Genomic DNA, 21,185 nt, shown 5'->3' on the forward strand with positions numbered 1-21,185 from the left:
GGCGCGGCTTGACCAGTCGCGCCCGTCATCGATAGTTGAAAATCGATCGAAGCCGTTACGGCTGGAAAGCGGCTCGCATGCGCATCACGGCCCAAGGCATTCTCTTCCTCGCGGCGGCCTTCCCGTTCCTCATTCCGCTCGTCCCGTTTGCCGACACGCAGCCGACCTTCGCGCTTTTCGCCCTCTTGTTCGCAGGGCTGGCAATTCTGTCGTCGTTCGATCGGCGAGTCGATGTCCGGCGAAGCGACATGCTGTTTGCCGCCGCCATCGTCATCGGCGGGCTGCTGGCGCTGATCGCCAGCTTTGCCGCCAATCGCTTCGATGCCGGCAACGTCAACCGCATGATCTCGTTTGGGCTGCTTCTCGTCGCGATCGCGGCAGGCCTGCTGAACCGCGGATTGATCAGCGCGTACCGCGTGACGACGGTGCTGAAGATATATGCCGTGTTCACAGCCATCTATTTCACCACCAACGCGGCGGTCGAGCGACTGATCATCCGCTCGCGCAGCGAGGAGGCGCTGAGCATGCTGACGGCAGGCGGGCGCGGCGCGGCGACGCTGTCGCCGGAACCCTCGTTCTTCGCCTTCCAGATCTTCACGATCTTCATGCTCACTCGCCTGACGGCTTGGCACGAGCTGACCGGCCGCCAGCGCCACGTCGTGCAGATACTCACCGTCGCGCTGCTGCTGTCGTCGCTCGCCGGCTACGGCATCGTCTACGCCGCCATCGTCGTCGCCCTTGCCGGATGGCGCTATATGCTATCCGCTGTCGTGCTCGGCGGCGGCGCGCTGGTCGTCCTCGCCGGCAGCATCAACCTCGACGCGCTGCGCTTCGTCCAGCTTTTCGCGTCGCTGGCGACGAGCTTAAGCAGCGACACCCTCAAGATCGTGGACCTGTCAGCGGCGGAGCGGCTGAAGTCCTTCAGCGAGTATCTGGCGGTGTTCGCGGCGCATCCCTGGTTCGGCGATGCCTTCGCTTACTATGGCGGCGGCGGGCTCGGCAGCCTGCCCGCCGCCGTTGGGCTTTACGGGCTTCTCCTCCTGCTATTGTTCGTCAGCGCCATTCTGGTCGCCCGCACCGGGTTCAAGATGAAGCTCGCCCTCTTCGCCTGGTTCGTCCTCCAATATATCAGCGGTCCGGTCGGATTGCCCTTCGTCGGCCTGTTGATCGGCATGACCATCGCCCATTCGAAACTGGGCGCTTTCCTCGACGCGATCGGCTGGCTGCGCGCGAACCGCGGCGCGGCGCCGTCCCCAACTGACGCACGGCGCGACGCCGTCGCAATCGGATAAACCATGACCGAAACGTCCAAGCTCTCGATCCTGCTCGCCGTCTACAATGGCGGTCCCTGGCTCGATGCGGCGATCGCGAGCGTGCGGCGGCAGAGCTGGAGCAACTGGGAACTGATCGTCGTCGACAACGGCTCTACCGACGGCAGCCTCGCGGTCGCCGAACGCCATGCCGCCGAGGATGCGCGCGTCAGGGCGGTACGGTTGGAGGAAAAGGGCAAGAACCTCGCCTACAACCGCGCCTTCGAGCTCTCCGATGGTGACTATGTCGGCTATTTCGCCGCCGACGATACGCTGCCGCCGGACAGCCTGGAGAAGCGCCTGTCGGTGCTGATCGACCAGGGCAGCGCCACTTTCTCGACCTCCGCCATGCGCACCCAGTCGGACGACCCCAAGTTCGACGGCCTCGTCATGCCGCGCGATGTCACCCGGCCCAATTTCAGCGGCGGCGTGCTGATCTTCTCGCGCGATCTCGCCGATGGGGTGTTCCCGCTGCCGACCGACCTGCCCAACGAGGATACCTGGACGCAGCTCCACCTGCGCGCCTTCGGCCGGCACTTCCATTATCCGGATGCGCTCTACGACTATCGCATTCATGGCGGGAATTCGTTCGGCTACGGCGTCAGCTATGCCGCGAAGAAGGACGCCTTTCTGCGGCGCATGCGCGCCTATGAGCTGTTCCACGCGAAATACCGCGACACGGCGACCGGCAACGACTTCGTCCAGCACCATGTCGCGCGCTTTGTCGAGGGACTGGCGGCGCTCCGCGCCGGCCGTATCCTGCCCGTGCTGTTGTCGCCGAACTTCCCGCTCACTATGAAGCTGCTCTTCGCCTATTACTCCAGCCCGCTTCTCTACCGGGTGAGGGCCGTGATGTTCCGGCTGCTCTCCGGTCGAATGATCCAGATCTAAAGGTTCGCGTCATGAAAATCGTAGTCACCGGCGGCGCCGGGATGATCGGCTCCAACCTGTGCGCCCGGCTGCTGTCGGAGGGCCATGACGTCGTCGCCATCGACAATCTGTGGCGCGGCTCGCTCGACAACCTGCGCGCGACCTGCGGCGATAATTTCGACAAGCTGGCGTTCCTCAACGCCGATCTGTCGGCGATCTCCGACTGGGCCGAGGCGCTGCGCGACGCCGATTGCGTCTACCACCTCGCCGATATCGTCGCCGGCATCGGCTACGTCTTCACCAACGAGAGCAGCATTTTCCGCAAGAATCTGCTGATCAACGCGTCGGTGGCGACCGCCGCCGAGATGATGCGCGTCAAGCGCTACGTCTATGTCGGTACCGCCTGCTCCTTCCCGCTGCACCTGCAGAGCGGCGTCGATGCCGCCCCGCTGAAGGAAAGCGACCAGTTCCCGGCGCATCCGGAGTCGGCCTATGGCTGGAGCAAGCTGATGGGCGAGCTCGATGCCGGCTACATGGCCAAATATGCAGGCATCGAGACGGTGACGCTGGTCTTCCACAACGTCTACGGCACGCCCTGCGACTATAAGTCGAACCGCGCGCAGGCGCTGCCCGCGATCGCCTATCGCGCGTTGCAGGGACGGCAGACGGGCGTGCTCGACGTGTGGGGCGACGGCACGCAGGGCCGCGCCTTCGTCCATGTCGACGATATCGTCGACGCGCTGGTCATGGGCCTTTCGAAGGGCGCCGGCGCCGGGCCGATCCAGATCGGCCCCAACGTCTGCACCTCGATCGGCGACGCGGCGCGCACCATCGTCGGCATCGTCGACCCGAAGATCGACATCCGCTTCGACGCCAGCAAGCCGGTCGGCGACAAGGGCCGCTGCGCCGACTATTCGAAGGCGACCGAGGTGCTCGGCTGGAAGCCGACCGTGACGCTCGAGAAGGGCCTGCGGTCGATGGTCGACTGGATCGCGGCGCAGGAAGGCCTCTGACGATGGCAGGCCGGCCCAAGCGGCTGAGCATCATCATCCCGAGCTTCAACGACGCCCGCATCTTCCAGGCGATCGACAGCGTCCGCGCCTTCGACGACAGCGGCGAGGTCGAGATCGTCCTGATCGACGGCGGCTCGAAGCCCGAGCTGGTGGCGCAGATCGCCGAGCGGATGACCGAGGACGACGTCTTCGTCAGCGAGCGCGACAAGGGCATCTTCGACGCGCTGAACAAGGGCCTTGCCGCCGCGCGCGGCGAGTTCATCGGCTGGATCGGCTCCGACGACGCCTTCACCGGCGAGGTGAAATCGCGTGAGGTGATCGAAAATCTCGAGGCCTGCGACCTCTATGTCGCAGCGACGGCGCATGTCAGCGGCGAGGCGGTGACGCGGATCACGCGCAGCTGGTCGTCGCGCCGGCGGCTGACCCACCTCGTCATCAACAACCCGCATTTCTCGACCTTCGGCCGCGCCGCGCTGTTGAAGTCAGAGCGCTTCGCGCTCGATCTGCGCGGCTCCGACATCGCCTATTTCCTGCGCATCTTCGCGCAGCAACCGCGCGTGCGCACCACGCCGAAGATCGCGACCTTCATGGAGGTCGGCGGCTATTCGAACCTCAATTACAAGACCAGCCTGCGCATGCATGCCGAGCTGTTCACCACCCACCGGCGCTACATGCCGGCGCCGCTCGCGTTCGCGGCGCTGGCAACCAAGCTCGGCACGAAATATCTCGCCAGCCTGATCTTCAAGCTGCGCGGCGAAACGCGCCAGACCATCCTGAAATAGCCCTGAAAGCGGTCGATCGCTTCACTTCGGCGCGGATGTGCCACCGCCCCCCATTGCACCCGCTGCCTCGCGCGCTAAAGAGTTAATCCGTCAAAGGAAATGTTCGTTAGATGAAATCGCACGCAGGCATGCGCGCTGAATATCGCCCCGATATCGATGGACTGCGAGCCGTGGCGGTTCTCGCCGTCATCGCTTTCCATATGTCGAAGACCGTCCTTCCTGGCGGCTATCTTGGGGTGGATATCTTCTTCTGCCTTTCCGGCTATCTCATCACCTCGATCATCTGGCGCGAAACAACGCTGAACAGCTTCTCGTTGGCGCGCTTCTATGAGCGCCGTGTAAGGCGGATCGCGCCCGCGCTGCTCACATTGATGGCGGTCGTGACGGTGGTCGCGGCGATCCAGCTCCTACCTGCCGACCTCATTGGATACGGCAAGAGCGCGCTCGCTTCGCTGGGCTTCGTAGCCAATGTCTATTTCTGGCGAGACACCAACTATTTCGCACGGGTCGCCGAAGAGAAGCCCTTGCTTCACCTTTGGTCGCTGGGTGTCGAAGAGCAGTTCTACATCTTCTTTCCGTTGCTCCTGATCGCGTTGAAGCGGTGGGTCCCGCGCGCGACCATCGCAGTCGTCAGCACGCTCGTCCTGCTGTCGCTCGTCGCCAATGTCGTTGCGGTTCACTTCGACGGTGCGTCCCCCGCGTTCTTCCTGCTGCCCACCCGCGCCTGGGAATTGGGCATCGGCGCCCTCCTCGCACTTATACCGGGGGCTCTCTCGCTGCCGACCGCCACGCGTCGAGCCGCCAGCCTCGGCGGGGCCGCGCTCATCATATTCGCCTTGCTGTGGCGCGAGCCGATGATCGGCAGCTTCGTGCCGGCCGCCTTCCCCGCCGTCGCCGGCACAGCGCTCCTGATCATCGCAGGTACAAACGGCGGTGCGATCAGCCGGCTGCTCGCGACCCGGCCTTTCGTGGCCATCGGGCTGATCTCCTATTCGCTCTATCTCTGGCACTGGCCTGTGCTGGTCTTCAGCCGCTACTATCTGGTGCGCGAGCTGAGCCTCGCTGAGTTTGGTGGGGCGTTCATCGCGATGATCGGCCTCGCCTATGTGTCCTGGCGCTATGTCGAACAGCCTTTTCGCGGTCGCCGGATGTCGGTCGGTCGAGTCTATGCAGTTACGGCGTTCGGCGCAGCGGCCATCGCGGTTGTCGCTGCGATATTCATCATCACCGACGGACTTCCGAAGCGCCTCCAAGGTCCGGCAGCGACGATAAATGCCGCCGTCGGCACAAACTATCGCTGTGCCGTAAGCGAGTATCGGGCGTTCGGCGCGTCCCGGGCCTGCGTCCTCAACCTTCCCGAAGCCGACATGGCGAAGGCCGAAGTCGTGCTGCTGGGCAATTCATTTGCCCAAATGTATGCGCCGATTGTCAGCGGGCTGCTCGTGGAGACAGGATCGACAGGTATCCTCGTGCCCGCCAACGGGTGCCTCCCCACGCCCACGCTCAACTTGTCACCCGCCTGTGCCAAGGTGGCAGCTATCAATCTGGAAGCGCTGGAGGCGATGCCGAACGTCCGGTTGGTCATTCTTGGCCCTACCTACCATGATCCTATTCTCGTCGATCCGCTCGGGACCGTCGCGCCACACTCTACCGATGCACTGCGCCAAGCGCTCGACGCGCTTATCGGACGGCTGCACGCTCGCGGCGTGGAAGTGGCCCTGATCGGCCCGATCGCGATCCCCTATTACGACGTGGCGTCGGAGGTGAGCCGCCGGTTGGCATTTGGGCACGAGATCACGTCCCCGTTGTTCGAGCCGGAGGCTCGCTTCATGGCGCGATATGGAGAATTGATCGACCATTTCGCCAGTCGCCGGGACGTTGCGTTCATCCGGCCAGATCACGTTCAATGCGCAGCGGGCGAATGTGCGTTCGTTCGGAACGACCGATCGCTGTTCGCAGACAGCGGTCATCTCGCCGTCGCGGCGCTTCCGGAGTTTGCGCCGGCATTTCGAAGCGCGCTCGAGCGAACGAAGCAATGGGAACCTCGCAAGATCGAGCCCGCTGAGGTCCGCGCGGACGGAATCGTCAGCCCGGGTAATTGAGCAGCGGCTTCAGCTGATCGGGCGGCACCGGCAGGTCGGGGAACAGCCGCCAGCCGAGCTGCGATTTCGGCAGCACCACCACGCCCACCGTCGCGAAGATCAGCGCGAAATAGGTGTAGAGGTTGCTGTGCGCGACGTACCAGCGCTCGAGCGCGCCCTTATAGGGGGCGATCATCTCGTTGTAGAAGGCAACCGAGCTGTTGGCGTCAGCAAGGATATCCTCCTCGCCGCGGAAGATCACCGATCCGATGCCCGAAAGGCCGGGCCGCACCTGCGTCACCACCGCCTGCGTCTCGGGCGAGTAGGCGCCGAAGGTCTGCGCGGTCAGCGGCCGGGGGCCGATCAGGCTCATGTCGCCGCGCAGCACGTTCAATAGCTGCGGAAGCTCGTTGATCTTCGTCGAGCGCAGGAAGCGGCCGACCGGCAGGATGCGCGGGTCGCCGCGCACCGTCACCGTCCCGGTGGTCATGTTGGGGCTGTTCTTCAGCATCGTCGCGAACTTCAGCAGATCGAACGTCTGCCCGCCGCGCCCGATGCGGCGCTGAGCGAAGAAAATTTCGCCCTCGCCGCTGAGGCGCAGGACGATGGCGATGGGAAGCAGCAGCGGCAGCAGCAGAAGCAGCGCGGCGCCGGCGAACAGGATGTCGAACAGTCGCTGCATCAGCCTACATTCTCTGGTCTAGATACTTGCCCGTCTCCAGATGCCCGAACGACGGGATCAAGGTGAAGAACAGGTCGAGGATATCGGTCTTCGACCAGCGGCCCGCCGCGCGGAGGCCGGTGATCGCCGTGAGGAAGGCGTCGAGCGCCGACGAATCGAAGGCCGGCTCGTTGCGAACGATGCCGATGCCGTCGAATCGGCTCATGTCGACATCCTCGTCAGCGGTGAAGAACTCCTCGAAGTCTTTTTCACCGGTGGTGTCGCTGGCAAAGAAATAGCAGGGCCATTTGCGCTGCGGGATCAGCCGCGCGGCGCTCTCGCGCGCTTCTTCCTCGGTCGCGCAGGCGACGGGCTCATAGCCGAGCGCCCGCAGATAGCGCTCGGCGATCTCGGCAAAGGTCGTCAGGTGAAGATGCTCGCTGAGCTTGGGGAAGAAGATATCGCGGTTGCCGCCGAGCAGTCCCGACATCACGCAGAGCTGCCCCGATTCCTGCGGCGTGACGAAATAGCGGCGCACGTCGTTCGGCGCCGAGATCGGCTGCTGCTTGGCGAATCGCTGGTTGAAGCCGTGCAGCAAGGAGCCGTCCGAGAAGGCGACGTTGGCGAAACGCGCCGTCGAGATCGGCTGCGCCAGGCTCTCGCGCATCAGGAACAGCTCCATGATGCGCTTGCTGGCGCCCATCATGTTGACGGGGTTCGCCGCCTTGTCGGTCGAAACGCAGAAATATTTCTTCGATTCGAATCGCCTGGCCAGCTGGACCGTCTTGATCGTGTTGAGGACGTTGACCTCGACGAGCCGCATCAGCGTGAACGGGTCCTTCTCGCTGCGCACATGCTTCAGCGCGGACAGGTTGAAGATATAGTCGTAGGGCCCCTCCGCGTCGACCAGCGCGTCGAACTCGACGCTGCCGCAATCGACCGCGAAGGTCCGGAAATCGCCCTCAATGTAGCCGAGCGTGCTGCGGATATCGCGCACCAGCTCGACCATATTATTCTCGCTGATATCGACGACGTGCAGCGCCGCCGGATCGCGCTGGAAGATCTCGCGCACCACCGCCTGGCCGATCGAGCCGGCGCCGCCGATAACGAGAAAGCGGCCGCCGCGCACGATCGATCGCAGCTCGGCGTCGTGCCGGGCGACATCGACATCGAAGAGCGCGCGATCGCGGCCGATCAGGGAAAGCACGTCCATTGCAGCTCTTGTTCCTTTGAAGACAAGCCCCTGGCGGGCGATGACGCCGGGCGAGCCTACCGCGATATGCCGGTGGCCGCGCGGCGTAAAGCCTCGTCCACCGCGACCGGCGGCGTCCAGCCCAGCCGGGCACGGGTCCTTTCGATGTCCACCTGCAGGCTTCCCAGCAGCCGCTTCGCCACCTCGCGCTTGCCCACCAGCGCCGCCCCGGCAGCCAGCACAGGGACCGGCACCGGCAGCAGCGCGGCGCGGCGATCCATCGCTGCCGCCAGCCGGCGAAGCAGTTCGGCCGTCGAAAGGTCCTCGCCGTCGCTGACAAGGAACGTCCCGCCCGCCGCGCCCGGCCGATCGGTGCAGGCGATCAGCAGGTCGACGAGATTGTCGAGCGCCACGAGGCTCCGGCGATTCCCGGTGACGCTGCCGAGCGGCAGCGGCACGCCGCGCGCCAGCAAACGCATCATGCCGGCGAAATTCGCCTTCACACCGGGTCCGTAGACCAGCGGGGGGCGCACGATCACGACCTCGAGCCCGGTCGCGGCCGCGATGGCGTGCAAGCCCTGTTCGGCTTCCAGCTTCGAAATGCCGTAGCCGCCGCTCGGCGCAGGCGCATCGTCGGCAGTGTAGGGACGACCGGGGGCCGTTTCCTCGCCATTCACCTTGATCGAGCTGACGAACACCAGCCGCCGGACTCCCGCGTCGGCCGCCTGCCGCGCGAGATTGAGCGTACCTTCGGTGTTCACTTCGCGGTACGCCGCGAGCGGATCGGCGGAGGCGTCGTTCAGCACGTGAACGCGCGCCGCGCAATGAATGACCGCGCCGACATCGCGCAACGCGGCGCGCCAGTCCGTTGCCGATTCGATCGGCCCGACCGCCGTGGCGGCCGCTCCGCCGGTGCGCGTCGCCGCCTTTACGGCCCGCCCGCGCGCCGCGAGTTCGGCGACGAGCGCACGGCCGAGAAAGCCGTTTGCACCGGTGACGAGGACCGGCAGGTCATTGGGGCTAGCCATGCGCTGCCCTAGGATTTTCGGGACCCGGCGCGCAAGCATCTTCGCGGCAACCCCGCGCGTCCCGGAAAGAGCCGTCGCGCGGAACAATTGGCGCGCCAGCGCTGTTTCGCCTCCCGATGTTTGCTTTACATCGACGTGCTGCTTGTCATAATGGCGTGGAACGAACTTAAACAGCAACGACGATCGGTAGTTACTTTTCGGCCACTGCGCTTGCGAGATTGCAACTTTGACGCGCTCGCCCTTGCTTTCGCTGGAGAATCGACTATCGGGAGTTTCGAACTTCGACCACAGGGGTGATTCATGCGGAAACTTACCATGCTTGCGGCCAGTGCGCTGGTCCTCGCGCAGGTGACCACGGCCTACGCTCAGACTGCTGAAGCGCCGGCTGTCACCACCACGACGACGGAGACCCCGACGTCGACGAGCGTTGAGACGACTGTCGACACGCCGACCTCGACCACCACCACGACCACCGAGACCTCGGGCGGTGCGGCTGGCGGCTCGGCTTCGAGCGCGGGCTCGGGCGGCCTCGGCGTTGGCTTCGCCATCGCGGCGGCGACCGTCCTGGCGGCGGCTGCGATCGCGGCGACCGGCGGCGACGACAGCACCCCGGACAACGGCGGTGGCACCACCCCGCCGCCGACCACCAATCCGCCGACCACGACGGCCACGTCGACGGCGACGACGACGACGACGGGCACCAATCCGTAATCGTACGTCAGTCGAAAAAGAAGGAGCCGCCTAAAAGGCGGCTCTTTTTTTGTGTGCACTCGTTAGCGTGCGCCGGCGGCAACGCAGCTTCGCCGCGCCTTAGGCGCTCGGATATTTGAGTATTTCGATGTTGAAGCGCGGCAAGGTCGGCACCGCTGTCTGGCTACTCTTCCAGCAGCGCCCCGAGGCCTCGTCCACCCAATAGCGATTGGTGAACCGATGACGCCCTTGCGACCGAACGTGCTCGTCAACACGCCGTAAGGTTCTGCGCACGCCGAGAATCTCGACCTCCTCAAGGTCGGCCTTCTCGAACCGCGAGGAAAGGGCTACCTGGACCCGATCGCCTTCCGCAGCGACGTCGATGACACGCTCGAGCCGTCGGCCAACCAGCTGCAACGGATTGCGGTCCCAACCGCCGGCAAGCATTGCACTACGCAGTTCGCGTTCGACGCCGAGCAGCCCCGTGATGAACGGGCCAAAGGTTGCGATCGACTGCCGCTGCGCCGAATGCCACACCCAGCGGTTGTTGGCTGCGAATTCAGCCAGGACCACCAGCGCCGGAGGCGAGCCGTCGAACCACGCCAGCATCGACGCGTAGGGCAGCTTGTCGGCATACGCCCGACTGATGGCCGGTCCATCGTCGGTACCGCCGGCGATACCGGCCCGGATCGTACCCCAGAAGGGTGAACTGGCGCAGCCCGTGAGCGCGAAAGTGGAGAGCATGGCAAGCGCGCCACGACGCGACGAAACCGCATAAGTCACTCGAAATGCCATTCTCTGCTGGATGATCCGCCCTATTCGGTATAGCGCCATTGCTGCAGGTTGTAATGGCCTTGGCAGGGCGGGGAGTGGCTTTCATCGTGTATTCCGGCACTTGGCTTTCTGCGGGCCGATCCGCGCGTTCATTATTGCGCCTGGCGCTGCTCGCAGGTGCCGCGGCAGTCGGCACATCCGCTGCCGCCGAAGACTGGGAACCATTCCCCACGACGAAGTTTGTCAACGATTTCGGCGGCGTCGGCCTCATCCAGACGCCGACCGCGCGCTTTGCCGAGGACGGCCAGCTCTACTTCGGCGGCAGTCGCGTCTATCCCTATGAGCGCTATTTCGTCACGGTACAGGGCACACCCTGGCTGGAGGCGACGCTGCGCTACAGCTCGGTCGACAACCGGCTGTATTCCGCAGTTCCCGACTTCAGCGGCGATCAGTCTTACAAGGACCGCGGGCTCGACGCGAAGGTGAAGCTCTTCGGCGAAGGGCGGCTGCGTCCGGCCCTTGCGATCGGCGCGCGCGACTTCCTCGGCACCGGCCTGTTCTCCTCGGAATATATCGTCATCAGCAAGTCGGCCGGCCCGTTCGACACCTCGTTCGGCATGGGCTGGGGCAACATGGGGACGCGCGGCCACATCCGGAATCCGCTTCGCCTGCTGTCGGAAAGCTTCGCCGACCGGGGCGGCTTCACCGCCGGCGGCGGAACGCTCAATAATTCCTATTTCAAGGGCAGGCGCGTCTCGCTGTTCGGCGGCATCAGCTACGAAACGCCGCTGCCCGGCCTGACCGCGAAGGTCGAGTATGACCCGAACGACTATCAGACCGAAGCGCTCAACAATGTGTTCAAGGTCGATTCGCCGATCAATGTCGGCCTCGACTACCGCGTCAGGTCTTGGCTGCATGTCGGCGCAAGCTTCGAGCGCGGCAACAAGATCGGCCTCAAGCTGGCCCTGACCACCAATTTCAACCGTCGCTCGAAGGCGCCCAAGATAGATCCGCCAGCGCCACCCTGGCCGTTGGCGGACAGCCCGAAGCCTGGAGCAGCCGAGGCGCCGGCCGACGTACCGGCGGCCATCGTGCCTGACGCTGCCGCGGCCCAGACAGCAGCCACGGGAATGGCGCCCGCAGCGCCGGCGAATATGCTTGGCGAGGTCGATGTCGACCAGCTCACCATGGCGCTCGGCAAGCAAGGGATCGGCCTGATCGCGCTGGATCATTCGCCGAGCCGCCTGACTCTCTATGTGGCGCAGGCGCGCTTCCGCAACGTCGCGACCGGCCTCGGGCGGATCGGCCGAACCGCCTTCTCGGTGATCCCTCCCTCCTATGGGGCCGTGACCATCGTCTTCGTGGAAAGCGGTGTCGAGACGATGGCGGTGACCGTCTATCGTTCGGAGCTGGAAAAGGCGCTGACGCCGGGAATGGGGTCGAGTGACCAGCTATTCGTCAGGACCGAATTCGACGAGCCGCCGCTCGCGCTGAGCGCCGCCGACTATGTCCGCGAAACCAAGCCCGGCTTCTACTACGCCATTCGCCCCGGCTTGCGGACCACGCTCGGCCGGCCGGAGCAATTCCTGCTCTATCAGTTCTTGATGCGCTTCAACGCCATCGCCGAGTTGTCCCGCGGACTGTCGGCCAGCGGCAGTCTTGCCGTCAACGTCATCGACAATTTCGACAAGCTGCGTGTCATTTCCGACAGCCAGCTCCCGCATGTGCGATCGGACATCAAGGAGTATCTGGCCGAGGGCAAGACCTCGATGCCCTATCTTCAGGCCGACTATAATTTCAACATAGCGGACGGGCTTTACGGTCACGTCTACGGCGGCTTCCTCGAAGAGATGTTCGCCGGCGTGGGCGCCGAGATGCTGTATCGACCGTTCGATGCGAACTGGGCGGTGGGATGGGATCTGACCTATGCCCGGCAGCGCGACTACGACCAGTGGTTCTCGCTACGCGACTATAAGGTGCTGACCGGCCATGTGACCGGCTTCTACCACTTCGAGCGTCTCGAGGTGGACGGCCTGGTGAAGGCGGGCCGCTATCTCGCGAAGGACTGGGGCGCTACCGTCCAGCTTTCGCGCACCTTCAAATCGGGCATCAGGGTCGGCGGCTTCGCGACCTTCACCGATGTTTCGTCGCGCGAGTTCGGCGAGGGCCGCTTCGACAAGGGCCTGTTCATCACCGTGCCGCTCGATATCTTCTACGTGCGGAATGTCCGCGGCGGTCTCGGCATCGGCTGGAAGCCGCTGATTCGCGACGGCGGGCAGATGCTGGTTATTCGGCGGCCGCTTCTCGACACGACGGGCAGCATGACGATGTTCAACATGCGTCGCGATTGGCGCGACGTGCTCGAATAGCGCTTCGGCGGCGCCGGGCGATCAGCGCCCGGCGTACCAGGCGCGGCTGGCGGGGGCGAAGAACAGCAGGATCGCCGCCGCCTGTAGCACGACCTGCACGACGATGAACGCTTTGCTCGCGGTGTCGAGGCCGGCCTGGAAGACCGTGGCGACCGTCGGCAGCCCGATCACGAACAGCGCTGCGAGAACGATGCCCGCAATCCGCTTGCGAGCGCGCGACGCAAGCAGGACCAGCGCCAGCGAGATGACGACCGCGGCGATGCGGATCCAGACGTCGGCAGGCGCCGATGCGGCCAGCTGCCACTGCAGCGCGATCCGCACCACTTCGACGAGGATCGCCAGCAGGTAGAGCTGCTCAAACAGCATGATCGTCTTCGGGCGCATCCCTATCTCCTCAGTAGATCCCCGGCATCAGCCGGTAGCGGACATCGGCCATATAGGCGGCATAGGCCGGATCACCGGCGAGTACGCGCTCCTCCGCCTGAATGCGCATCGCCATCGCCGTCCAGGCGAACAGGAACAGCACCCAGTTCCACATGTGCGGCAGCAGCAGCAGCGTGCCGATATGGGTGATGACGTAGCCGGCGTACATCGGGTGTCGGACGAAGCGATACGGCCCGCCGCGCTTGATGCCGCGGTTGGCGGCGACGATGCCGAAGCTGCGGCGAAGGATCAGTTTGGCCGACAGGCTGAACGCCATGCCCACGAACACCAGCACCAGTCCGGCATTCGGCGCCAGCGGCGGCACCGGCAGCAGCAGCAGCGGCGCCAGCGTCGCCGACAAGGCCCAGAACCAGTCCTGCGGCCGCATCGAGATGTTGGTGGTCGGCCGCCGCGCCAGCATGAAGGCGAGCACGATGCCGTCGACGACCAGCACGGCGTAGACGCGCGGATCGGTGGCGCCGGCGGCAATCGCCGCGGTGAAGCGGTAGCAGAACCAGAGGTAGAAGATCACCGCCAGGCCCTGTTCGACCCGGTCGGCCACCGCCGGATTGATCCGCATGCCTGATGCCCCGTTCCCCATTCCCGCCGATTGCTAGCGGCTTTGCGAGGCAACTACCAGCATCAGGCGTGGGCGAACCAGCGTTCATAGGCCGGCAAGGTCAGGAACGGCACCAGCTGCTCGTGCAGCACCAGCGCGCGGAACAGCTCGGCCGCCTCCTCATATTTGCCGGTGGCGTAGAAATTGTCGCCGACCTCGGCCTTCCACACCGCCAGCTGCTCGCCGACGCTTTTTTCGACGAGCGCGGCATCGACCGTCTCACCGCTGTCGAGCGCCTGGCCGGTGACGCGCCACTGCCAGAGCTGGGTGCGGCTGATCTCGGCGGTGGCGGCGTCCTCCATGAGATTATGCAGCGGCACCGCGCCCTGCCCGCGCAGCCAGGCGGCGATATAGCCGATACCGACGTTGACGTTCATGTCGAAGCCGGCCTTGGTCTTCGGTCCCTCGGGTGCGGTCGACAGCGCCTCGGCCGAGGCTTCGCCGGCGGGCAGCTTGTCGAGCTGGTTCGGCCCCGGCATCAGCTTGTCGAACACCTCCTTCGCAACGGGCACGAGGCCCGGATGCGCGACCCAGGTGCCGTCGTGGCCGAGCGTGGCTTCACGCTCCTTGTCGGCGCGCACCGCGGCGAAGGCCTTTTCGTTGGCCGCCTCGTCGTTCTTTACCGGGATGAAGGCGCTCATGCCGCCCATCGCATGCGCGCCGCGGCGGTGGCAGGTGCGCACCACGTGCGCCGCGTACTCCGCCATGAACGGCGACTTCATGGTGACGGCGGCGCGGTCGGGCAGCACCTTGCTCTCGTCGTTCCGCCACGTCTTGATGTAGCTGAAGATATAGTCCCAGCGGCCGCAGTTGAGCGCGACGATATGGTCGCGCAGCTCGAACAGAATTTCGTCGCACTGGTAGGCGGCGGGCAGCGTCTCGATCAGCACCGTCGCCTTGATGGTGCCCAAGGGAAGCCCGAGCAAGCTTTCGGCCTGGATGAACACCTGCGTCCACAGCCGTGCCTCGAGGTGATGCTCCATCTTCGGCAGGTAGAAATAGGGGCCTGAGCCCTTCGCCAGCAGCGCGCGGGCGTTGTGGAAGAAATAGAGGCCGAAATCGAACAGCGCGCCCGACAGCCGCTCGCCGTCGATCAGCACATGCGCTTCCGGGAGATGCCAGCCGCGCGGGCGCGCGATCAGCACCGCGGTCTCGGCATTGAGGCTGTAGCTCTTGCCCTTGTCCTCAAGGCTGATCGTGCCGGCGGCGGCATCGCGCAGATTGACCTGGCCGTCGACCATATTCTCCCAGGTCGGGGCGGTCGCATCCTCGAAGCAGGCCATGAAGCATTTCGCGCCCGAGTTGAGCGCGTTGATCACCATCTTGCGGTCGATGGGGCCGGTGATCTCGACACGGCGGTCCTGCAGGTCGGCAGGCGTGCCCTTGATCTTCCAGTCGCCGGCGCGCACCGCCGCCGTCTCGGGCAGGAAGTCCATGCCGTTGCCGCGGTCGACCCAGCGCTGCCGCTCCTCGCGCGCCTGCAACAGCGCTTGGCGGGTCGGCTCGAAGCGACGGTGCAACAGGGCAAGGAAGCTCAGCGCCTCCTGCGTCAGGATCGTCTCATAGCCGGGCTTCATCGCCCCCCGGACCTCGATGCCCGCGACGGTCATGCTCGTTCTTCCTTCATTGATTTGACGCCACCCTACACGGCGCGGCGGCGGGAGCCAGAGTCGAAACAGCCCGGAGTTTCAGGCTCCGGGCTGTCCCCCTCCCCAGGGTCGGCAGCCGCTCAGGCGGCGAACTGGTTCATCGTGTTGTGGGCGCCGCCGGCCTTCAGCGCAGCCTCACCGGCGAAATATTCCTTGTGGTCGTCGCCGATGTCGGAGCCCGACATATTCTGGTGCTTCACGCAGGCGATGCCCTGGCGGATTTCCTGCCGCTGCACGTTCTTCACATAGCCGAGCATGCCCGCCTCGCCGAAATACTCCTTGGCGAGATTGTCGGTGGACAGCGCCGCCGTGTGATAGGTCGGCAGCGTGATCAGGTGGTGGAAGATGCCGGCGCGCGCTGCGGCGTCCTTCTGGAAGGTGCGGATGCGCTCGTCGGCCTCTGCCGCCAGCGGCGTCGCGTCATAGTCGACGCTCATCAGCTTGGCGCGGTCGTAGGCCGACAGGTCCTTGCCCTCGGCACCCCAGGCGTCGAACACCTGCTGGCGGAAATTGAGCGTCCAGTTGAACGACGGTGAGTTGTTATAGACCAGCTTGGCGTTCGGGATGACCTCGCGGATGCGGTCGACCATGCCGGCGATCTGCTCGATGTGCGGCTTCTCGGTCTCGATCCACAGCAGGTCGGCGCCGTTCTGCAGCGAGGTGATGCAGTCGAGCACGCAGCGGTCGGCGCCGGTGCCCTCGCGGAACTGGAACAGGTTCGACGGCAGCCGCTTCGGCCGCATCAGCTTGCCACCGCGATTGATGATGACGTCGCCGTTCGCCTGCGAGATGTCCGAGATCTCTTCGCAGTCGAGAAAGCTGTTGTACTGATCGCCGATATCGCCCGGCTCGCGGCTGAAGGCGATCTGCTTGGTGAGGCCGGCGCCGAGCGAGTCGGTGCGGGTCACGATGATGCCGTCGTCGACGCCCATCTCGAGGAAGGCGTAGCGGCAGGCGCGGACTTTCGCGAGGAAGTCCTCGTGCGGCACGGTCACCTTGCCGTCCTGATGGCCGCACTGCTTCTCGTCGGACACCTGGTTCTCGATCTGGAGCGCGCAAGCGCCCGCCTCGATCATCTTCTTCGCCAGCAGATAGGTCGCCTCGGCATTGCCGAAGCCGGCGTCGATGTCGGCGACGATCGGCACGATGTGCGTCTCGTAATTGTCGATGGCGTTGAGCAGGCGTTGCTCCTCGACCTGGTTGCCGCTGCTGCGCGCCGCGTCGAGCTCGCGGAACAGGCCGCTCAGCTCGCGGGCGTCGGCCTGCTTCAGGAAGGTGTAGAGTTCCTCGATCAGCGCGGGCACGCTGGTCTTCTCGTGCATCGACTGGTCGGGCAGCGGGCCGAAGTCGGAGCGCAGCGCCGCGACCATCCAGCCCGACAGATACAGATAGCGGCCCTTGGTGGTGCCGAAATGCTTCTTGATCGAGATCAGCTTCTGCTGACCGATGAAGCCGTGCCAGCAGCCGAGCGACTGGGTGTAGTTGGCCGGATCGGCGTCATAGGCCGCCATGTCGCGGCGCATGACGCCAGCGGTGTATTTCGCGATGTCGAGGCCGGTCTTGAACCGGTTCTGGAGGCGCATGCGCGCGACCGACTCGGCGTTGATCCCGTCCCACGTGCCGTTGAAGCTGCGGATGAGTTCGCCCGCCTGGGCCGTTTCGGTCTGATAGGTCACGGTACGCTTCCTCGATTTGCGGTGTGTTCGGTGAACCGAGGAAGACCAACTTTGCTGCCTTTGCAGAAGCGAAATGAAGTTCACTTGTCGAACTTTACAAAATTTTCTTGTACAGCTGTAAGGTCACGACAGGCGAGGATTGTGCAGCGATGGCGAAGGATCGCGCGGTTTACGTCGGGCCGCGGCTGCGGCGGCTGCGCCGCGACCTCGGCCTGAAGCAGAGCGACATGGCGGAGGATCTCGGCATCTCCGCCTCCTATGTCGCGCTGCTCGAACGCAACCAGCGGCCGCTGACCGCCGACCTGCTGCTGCGCCTCGCGCGCACCTACAAGATCGACATCGCCCGCATCGCGCAGGACGACGGCGCCGACTACAGCGCGCGGCTGCAGGCGGTGTTCAAGGACCCGATGTTCGCGGACCTCGACGTGCCGTCGCTCGATACCGTCGACGTATCCGCCAACTATGCCGGCGTCACCGAGGCGATCCTGCGGCTGTACACCGCCTACAAGGAGGAGCAGCTCGCGCTCGCCGACCGGCGCGCCGATCCGCTGGCCGATGCCGGCGAGGATCGCGACCCCGTCGCCGAATCGCGCCGCTTCCTGTCGGCGCGGCGCAACAGCTTCCCTGCGCTCGACGAGGCCGCCGAAGCCATCGCCGACCGCGTCGGCGGCATGGCGCGGATCAACGACTATTTCCGCGAGCGACACAAGCTGCGCGTCCGCCGCCTGCCCGCCGAGGTGATGTCGAGCTTCCTGCGCCGGCTCGACCGCCACCGCGAGGCGATCCTGCTGAGCGACGCGCTCGATACCGCCAGCCAGCATTTCCAGCTCGCTTTGCAGCTCGTCTATCTGGAGATGGGGCCGGCGCTCGACGGCTTGCTCGCCGGTGGCGGGTTCGAGAGCGACAGCGGCGCCCGCCTCACCCGCCGCGCGCTCGCCAACTATGCTGCCGGCGCCATCCTCATGCCCTATGGCACCTTCGCCAAGGCGGTCGAGGACCGGCGCTATGACGTCGAGGCGCTGTCGCGGCAGTTCGGCACCAGCTTCGAGCAAACCGCCCACCGGCTGACCACCCTGCAAAAGCCGGGGCAGGAGCGCGTGCCCTTCTTCTTCATCCGCATCGACCCGGCGGGCAATGTCTCGAAGCGGCTCGACGGCGCCGGCTTTCCCTTCGCGCGCCACGGCGGCGGCTGCCCCTTGTGGTCGCTGCACCACGCTTTTCGGCGGCCGGGCGAGATTATCACGCAATGGCTTGAGCTGCCCGACGGCCAGCGCTTCTTCTCGATCGCGCGCACCGTCGCCGGCGGCGGCGGCAGCTATGGCGCGGCGAAGGTCACCCGCGCCGTCGCGCTCGGCTGCGCCGCCGAGCATGCGTCGAAGCTGGTCTACACGCTGGGCCAGCCGGTGACCGAAATGCAGGCGGCAACCCCAATCGGCGTTACCTGCCGCCTCTGCCACCGCACCGAATGTCCGGCGCGCTCGGCCCCGCCGATCGGCCGCACCGTGCTGCCCGACGATTATCTGCGGACGACGGCGCCGTTCGGCTTCGCGACCGAATGAATCAGGGCCGCCCGATCGAGCTGTAAGCGATGCCCGCCGCTGCCATCTCGTCGGGGCGGTAGACGTTGCGCAGGTCGACGATCACCGGCGCGCGCATCCGCCGCTTCACCTCTGCGAGGTTGAGCGCGCGGAACTCGTTCCATTCGGTGAGGATCACCAGCACGTCGGCGCCGTCGATCGCCGCGTAGGTGCTGTCGGCGAAATTGACGTCGGGCAGCAGCGGCATCGCCGCCGCCATGCCTTCGGGGTCATAGGCATGCACCTCGGCGCCCGAGGCCTGAAGCGTCGGCACGATGACCAGCGACGGCGCATCGCGCATGTCGTCGGTGTTGGGCTTGAAGGTCAGGCCGAGCACGGCAATTTTCTTGTCCTTCACGCTACCGCCGCAGGCAGCGATCACCCGCCGCGCCATGGCGCGCTTGCGCTCGTCGTTCACCCGCACCGCCGAATCGATGATGCGCAGCGGCACCGCGACCTCCTCGGCCGTCCGCAGCACCGCGAGCGTGTCCTTGGGGAAGCAAGAGCCGCCATAGCCCGGACCCGGATGCAGGAACNGCCGCCATAGCCCGGACCCGGATGCAGGAACTTGGCGCCGATGCGCTTGTCCATGCCGATGCCGGTCGCGACATCCTGCACATTGGCGCCGACCGCCTCGCAGAAATCCGCCATCTCGTTGATGTAGCTGATCTTAACCGCGAGGAAGGCATTCGCCGCATATTTGATGACCTCGGCGGTCTCGCGCCCGGTGAACAGCACCGGCACGTCGCGCAGCGACAGCGGACGATAAATGGCGGCCAGCACCGCGCGGGCGCGCTCGCTGTCGACGCCGCACACGACGCGGTCGGGATGCATGAAATCCTCGATCGCCGCGCCCTCGCGCAGGAACTCGGGGTTCGACGCCACCTCGATCTTCTTGACGGGCGCCGCCTCGCGGACGATCGCCTCGACCTCGCGCGCGGTGCCGACGGGCACCGTCGACTTGTTGATGATGACGCAATCGCCGTCGACCGCCTCGGCGACCTGTTTCGCGGCGGCGTACACGTAGGTGAGATCGGCATGGCCGTCGCCGCGCCGGGTCGGGGTACCCACGGCGATGAAGACCGCGTCTACGCCCGCGACGCCGGCGGCGAGGTCGGTGGTGAAGCTCAGCCGTCCCGACTTGACGTTGCGGGCGACGAGGTCGGCGAGGCCGGGCTCGAAGATCGGGATTTCGCCGCGGCGCAGCCGCTCGACCACCTCGGCATTGACGTCAACGCAGACGACCTCATGCCCGAATTCGGAGAAGCAGGCGCCGGACACCAGCCCGACATAACCCGTGCCGATCATCGCGAGGCGCATTCTTCTACCCTTTGGAAACCCGCGCGGCGGGTAGCAGCCCGCCGGCCCTGTTGACTAGCCCGCTGCGTCCTCGCGCACCGGCACCACCTCGACGATAATGTCGCCGGGTTGCAGCTTGCTTGCAGCGACTTCCCAGAAGCCGTGGCTGCCGCCATCGCGCAGGATACGCAGGCCGAGCCCGGTGGCGATGTCAGCGAGTGGGCGGCCAACTTCGTCAGCGCCGACCGGGCGCTCGTGGATCTCGACCGAGCCGCCGGCCATGCTCAGGTCCTGGATGTAGTCGACGGCATGGCCGCCGGCGATCGACTGGGCAAGGAGGTGGCCGCCGAAGTTGACCGGGTTGACCACGGTGTCGGCGCCGGCCTGGCGGACGACGTCTTCATTTTCCTCGTTGCGAACGCTGGCGCTGATATGCGCCTTGCGACCGAGCTTGCGCGCGGTGAGCACGATCAACGCGGTGGTGTCGTCGCGTCCGGGCGAGATGATGACACTGGCGGCGCGGTCGATGCCGACGGCGTTCAAGGTCGCATCGCGGGTGGCGTCGCCCTTCAGCGCCATCACGCCGCACGCCTCGATCGCGACGGTCACCCGCTCCTCGCTGGGATCGACGACGACGATCTTCGCGGGGTCATAGCCTTTGCGCAGCAGCTCGGCGACGGTCGCCGATCCGCCGTTGCCGAAGCCGCAGACGATGATGTGGCCGCTGAGTTTCTTCTCGATCATCCGCGTGCGGTACCGCTCCCAGGTGCGCCTGAAGACGAAACTATAGGCGGTGCCGAGGAAGATCAGCCAGACGAATATCCGGATCGGCGTCACGACCAGCGTATCGAACAGCCGCGCGCTCGTCGTCACCGGCACGATGTCGCCATAGCCGACGGTGGTGACGGTGATCATCGTGAAGTAGATGACGTCGAGGAAGCTGATGTGCCCGTCGACATTGTCGCGCAGGCCATCGCGATCGATCCAGTGGCCGATCACGGCAATGCTGATCAGCAGCAGGACCGCCACGACCCGCACGCCGATCGACTGCCACGGCGTCAGCCGCTCGGGCCGGCGCAGCACCAGATGTTCGCGGTGCGTGACGGGGAGGCGGCGCGGCATATCGCATGGTTAGCGCGCGCCGCGGCGCGGCGCCACCGCCTGCAAGCAGG

General features: G+C 65.6%; 17 protein-coding genes and 1 pseudogene. 8 read left to right on the top strand and 10 right to left on the bottom strand.

Going from position 1 to position 21,185, the window contains the following annotated elements; all coding sequences use genetic code 11:
• The first annotated feature begins 77 nt into the window (after window positions 1-77).
• The 5 genes from ACFOMD_RS07640 (at window position 78) to ACFOMD_RS07660 (ending at window position 6,077) form a co-directional block, all read left to right on the top strand.
• The gene (locus ACFOMD_RS07640) at window positions 78-1,292 is read left to right on the top strand and encodes a hypothetical protein (protein ID WP_380859295.1); all 1,215 of its coding nucleotides are present in this window, start codon (window positions 78-80) and stop codon (window positions 1,290-1,292) included.
• Window positions 1,293-1,295: 3 nt separating this feature from the next.
• A complete protein-coding gene (locus tag ACFOMD_RS07645) occupies window positions 1,296-2,201 on the top strand; it encodes a glycosyltransferase (RefSeq protein WP_380859298.1) in 906 nt (301 codons plus the stop codon).
• A gap of 11 nt (window positions 2,202-2,212) precedes the next feature.
• Window positions 2,213-3,193, top strand: coding sequence for an NAD-dependent epimerase/dehydratase family protein (locus ACFOMD_RS07650; RefSeq protein WP_380859301.1), 981 nt, complete (start codon window positions 2,213-2,215; stop codon window positions 3,191-3,193).
• Between the two features lie 2 nt (window positions 3,194-3,195).
• Window positions 3,196-3,975 (top strand): glycosyltransferase, encoded by a 780-nt coding sequence (locus ACFOMD_RS07655; protein WP_380859304.1) that lies wholly within the window; start codon window positions 3,196-3,198, stop codon window positions 3,973-3,975.
• Between the two features lie 110 nt (window positions 3,976-4,085).
• On the top strand, window positions 4,086-6,077 hold the full coding sequence (locus tag ACFOMD_RS07660) for an acyltransferase family protein (protein ID WP_380859307.1): 1,992 nt from the start codon (window positions 4,086-4,088) through the stop codon (window positions 6,075-6,077).
• On the opposite strand, the gene ACFOMD_RS07665 is transcribed toward ACFOMD_RS07660, so the two are convergent.
• The 3 genes from ACFOMD_RS07665 to ACFOMD_RS07675 are packed head-to-tail and all read right to left on the bottom strand — an operon-like array spanning window position 6,061 to window position 9,114.
• Complete coding sequence (locus ACFOMD_RS07665) at window positions 6,061-6,738, bottom strand: sugar transferase (RefSeq protein WP_380859310.1); 678 nt, start codon at window positions 6,736-6,738, stop codon at window positions 6,061-6,063. The genes ACFOMD_RS07660 and ACFOMD_RS07665 overlap by 17 nt on opposite strands.
• Window positions 6,739-6,742: 4 nt before the next feature.
• Complete coding sequence (locus tag ACFOMD_RS07670) at window positions 6,743-7,930, bottom strand: UDP-N-acetylglucosamine 4,6-dehydratase (RefSeq protein ID WP_380859313.1); 1,188 nt, start codon at window positions 7,928-7,930, stop codon at window positions 6,743-6,745.
• 56 nt (window positions 7,931-7,986) lie between these two features.
• Window positions 7,987-9,114 (bottom strand): UDP-glucose 4-epimerase family protein, encoded by a 1,128-nt coding sequence (locus ACFOMD_RS07675; RefSeq protein WP_380859316.1) that lies wholly within the window; start codon window positions 9,112-9,114, stop codon window positions 7,987-7,989.
• A gap of 123 nt (window positions 9,115-9,237) precedes the next feature.
• Here ACFOMD_RS07675 and ACFOMD_RS07680 point away from each other — a divergent pair, with 123 nt between their 5' ends.
• Window positions 9,238-9,648 carry a hypothetical protein gene (locus tag ACFOMD_RS07680; protein WP_380859319.1) on the top strand — a complete coding sequence of 137 codons (411 nt, stop codon included), beginning with the start codon at window positions 9,238-9,240 and terminating at the stop codon, window positions 9,646-9,648.
• Window positions 9,649-9,747: 99 nt separating this feature from the next.
• Here ACFOMD_RS07680 and ACFOMD_RS07685 read toward each other — a convergent pair whose 3' ends face one another.
• Window positions 9,748-10,422, bottom strand: coding sequence for a YjbF family lipoprotein (locus ACFOMD_RS07685; protein WP_380859322.1), 675 nt, complete (start codon window positions 10,420-10,422; stop codon window positions 9,748-9,750).
• A 134-nt stretch (window positions 10,423-10,556) separates the two neighbouring features.
• On the opposite strand from ACFOMD_RS07685, the gene ACFOMD_RS07690 reads away from it, so the two are divergent.
• Window positions 10,557-12,770 carry a YjbH domain-containing protein gene (locus tag ACFOMD_RS07690; protein ID WP_380859325.1) on the top strand — a complete coding sequence of 738 codons (2,214 nt, stop codon included), beginning with the start codon at window positions 10,557-10,559 and terminating at the stop codon, window positions 12,768-12,770.
• A 21-nt stretch (window positions 12,771-12,791) separates the two neighbouring features.
• On the opposite strand, the gene ACFOMD_RS07695 is transcribed toward ACFOMD_RS07690, so the two are convergent.
• From ACFOMD_RS07695 to ACFOMD_RS07710, 4 genes are all read right to left on the bottom strand, one after another.
• Window positions 12,792-13,154 carry a hypothetical protein gene (locus ACFOMD_RS07695; RefSeq protein ID WP_380859328.1) on the bottom strand — a complete coding sequence of 121 codons (363 nt, stop codon included), beginning with the start codon at window positions 13,152-13,154 and terminating at the stop codon, window positions 12,792-12,794.
• Between the two features lie 10 nt (window positions 13,155-13,164).
• Window positions 13,165-13,773 carry a methyltransferase family protein gene (locus ACFOMD_RS07700; RefSeq protein WP_380859331.1) on the bottom strand — a complete coding sequence of 203 codons (609 nt, stop codon included), beginning with the start codon at window positions 13,771-13,773 and terminating at the stop codon, window positions 13,165-13,167.
• 62 nt (window positions 13,774-13,835) lie between these two features.
• A complete protein-coding gene (gene aceB, locus ACFOMD_RS07705; RefSeq protein ID WP_380859334.1) occupies window positions 13,836-15,422 on the bottom strand; it encodes a malate synthase A in 1,587 nt (528 codons plus the stop codon).
• Window positions 15,423-15,541: 119 nt separating this feature from the next.
• Window positions 15,542-17,137, bottom strand: coding sequence for an isocitrate lyase (locus ACFOMD_RS07710; RefSeq protein WP_380859337.1), 1,596 nt, complete (start codon window positions 17,135-17,137; stop codon window positions 15,542-15,544).
• Window positions 17,138-17,286: 149 nt separating this feature from the next.
• Here ACFOMD_RS07710 and ACFOMD_RS07715 point away from each other — a divergent pair, with 149 nt between their 5' ends.
• Window positions 17,287-18,696, top strand: a complete 1,410-nt coding sequence (locus ACFOMD_RS07715; protein ID WP_380859340.1) for a helix-turn-helix domain-containing protein — start codon at window positions 17,287-17,289, stop codon at window positions 18,694-18,696.
• 1 nt (window position 18,697) lies between these two features.
• On the opposite strand, the pseudogene ACFOMD_RS07720 reads toward ACFOMD_RS07715, so the two are convergent.
• Window positions 18,698-20,034, bottom strand: a pseudogene (locus ACFOMD_RS07720) (UDP-glucose dehydrogenase family protein).
• 54 nt (window positions 20,035-20,088) lie between these two features.
• Window positions 20,089-21,135, bottom strand: coding sequence for a potassium channel family protein (locus tag ACFOMD_RS07725; RefSeq protein ID WP_380859343.1), 1,047 nt, complete (start codon window positions 21,133-21,135; stop codon window positions 20,089-20,091).
• Between the last annotated feature and the right edge of the window lie 50 nt (window positions 21,136-21,185).

The sequence above is a fragment of the Sphingoaurantiacus capsulatus genome (assembly GCF_042648405.1).
Classification (GTDB): Bacteria; Pseudomonadota; Alphaproteobacteria; order Sphingomonadales; family Sphingomonadaceae; genus Sphingoaurantiacus; species Sphingoaurantiacus capsulatus.

What these genes read in the sequence shown, in the direction of transcription:
- ACFOMD_RS07695 (WP_380859328.1), bottom strand. Translation starts at nt 13,154, where the DNA reads ATGCGCCCGAAGACGATCATGCTGTTTGAGCAGCTCTACCTGCTGGCG.
- ACFOMD_RS07655 (WP_380859304.1), top strand. Translation starts at nt 3,196, where the DNA reads ATGGCAGGCCGGCCCAAGCGGCTGAGCATCATCATCCCGAGCTTCAAC.
- ACFOMD_RS07660 (WP_380859307.1), top strand. Translation starts at nt 4,086, where the DNA reads ATGAAATCGCACGCAGGCATGCGCGCTGAATATCGCCCCGATATCGAT.
- ACFOMD_RS07665 (WP_380859310.1), bottom strand. Translation starts at nt 6,738, where the DNA reads ATGCAGCGACTGTTCGACATCCTGTTCGCCGGCGCCGCGCTGCTTCTG.
- ACFOMD_RS07700 (WP_380859331.1), bottom strand. Translation starts at nt 13,773, where the DNA reads ATGCGGATCAATCCGGCGGTGGCCGACCGGGTCGAACAGGGCCTGGCG.
- aceB (WP_380859334.1), bottom strand. Translation starts at nt 15,422, where the DNA reads ATGACCGTCGCGGGCATCGAGGTCCGGGGGGCGATGAAGCCCGGCTAT.
- ACFOMD_RS07645 (WP_380859298.1), top strand. Translation starts at nt 1,296, where the DNA reads ATGACCGAAACGTCCAAGCTCTCGATCCTGCTCGCCGTCTACAATGGC.
- ACFOMD_RS07640 (WP_380859295.1), top strand. Translation starts at nt 78, where the DNA reads ATGCGCATCACGGCCCAAGGCATTCTCTTCCTCGCGGCGGCCTTCCCG.
- ACFOMD_RS07680 (WP_380859319.1), top strand. Translation starts at nt 9,238, where the DNA reads ATGCGGAAACTTACCATGCTTGCGGCCAGTGCGCTGGTCCTCGCGCAG.
- ACFOMD_RS07650 (WP_380859301.1), top strand. Translation starts at nt 2,213, where the DNA reads ATGAAAATCGTAGTCACCGGCGGCGCCGGGATGATCGGCTCCAACCTG.
- ACFOMD_RS07670 (WP_380859313.1), bottom strand. Translation starts at nt 7,930, where the DNA reads ATGGACGTGCTTTCCCTGATCGGCCGCGATCGCGCGCTCTTCGATGTC.
- ACFOMD_RS07685 (WP_380859322.1), bottom strand. Translation starts at nt 10,422, where the DNA reads ATGGCATTTCGAGTGACTTATGCGGTTTCGTCGCGTCGTGGCGCGCTT.
- ACFOMD_RS07725 (WP_380859343.1), bottom strand. Translation starts at nt 21,135, where the DNA reads ATGCCGCGCCGCCTCCCCGTCACGCACCGCGAACATCTGGTGCTGCGC.
- ACFOMD_RS07715 (WP_380859340.1), top strand. Translation starts at nt 17,287, where the DNA reads ATGGCGAAGGATCGCGCGGTTTACGTCGGGCCGCGGCTGCGGCGGCTG.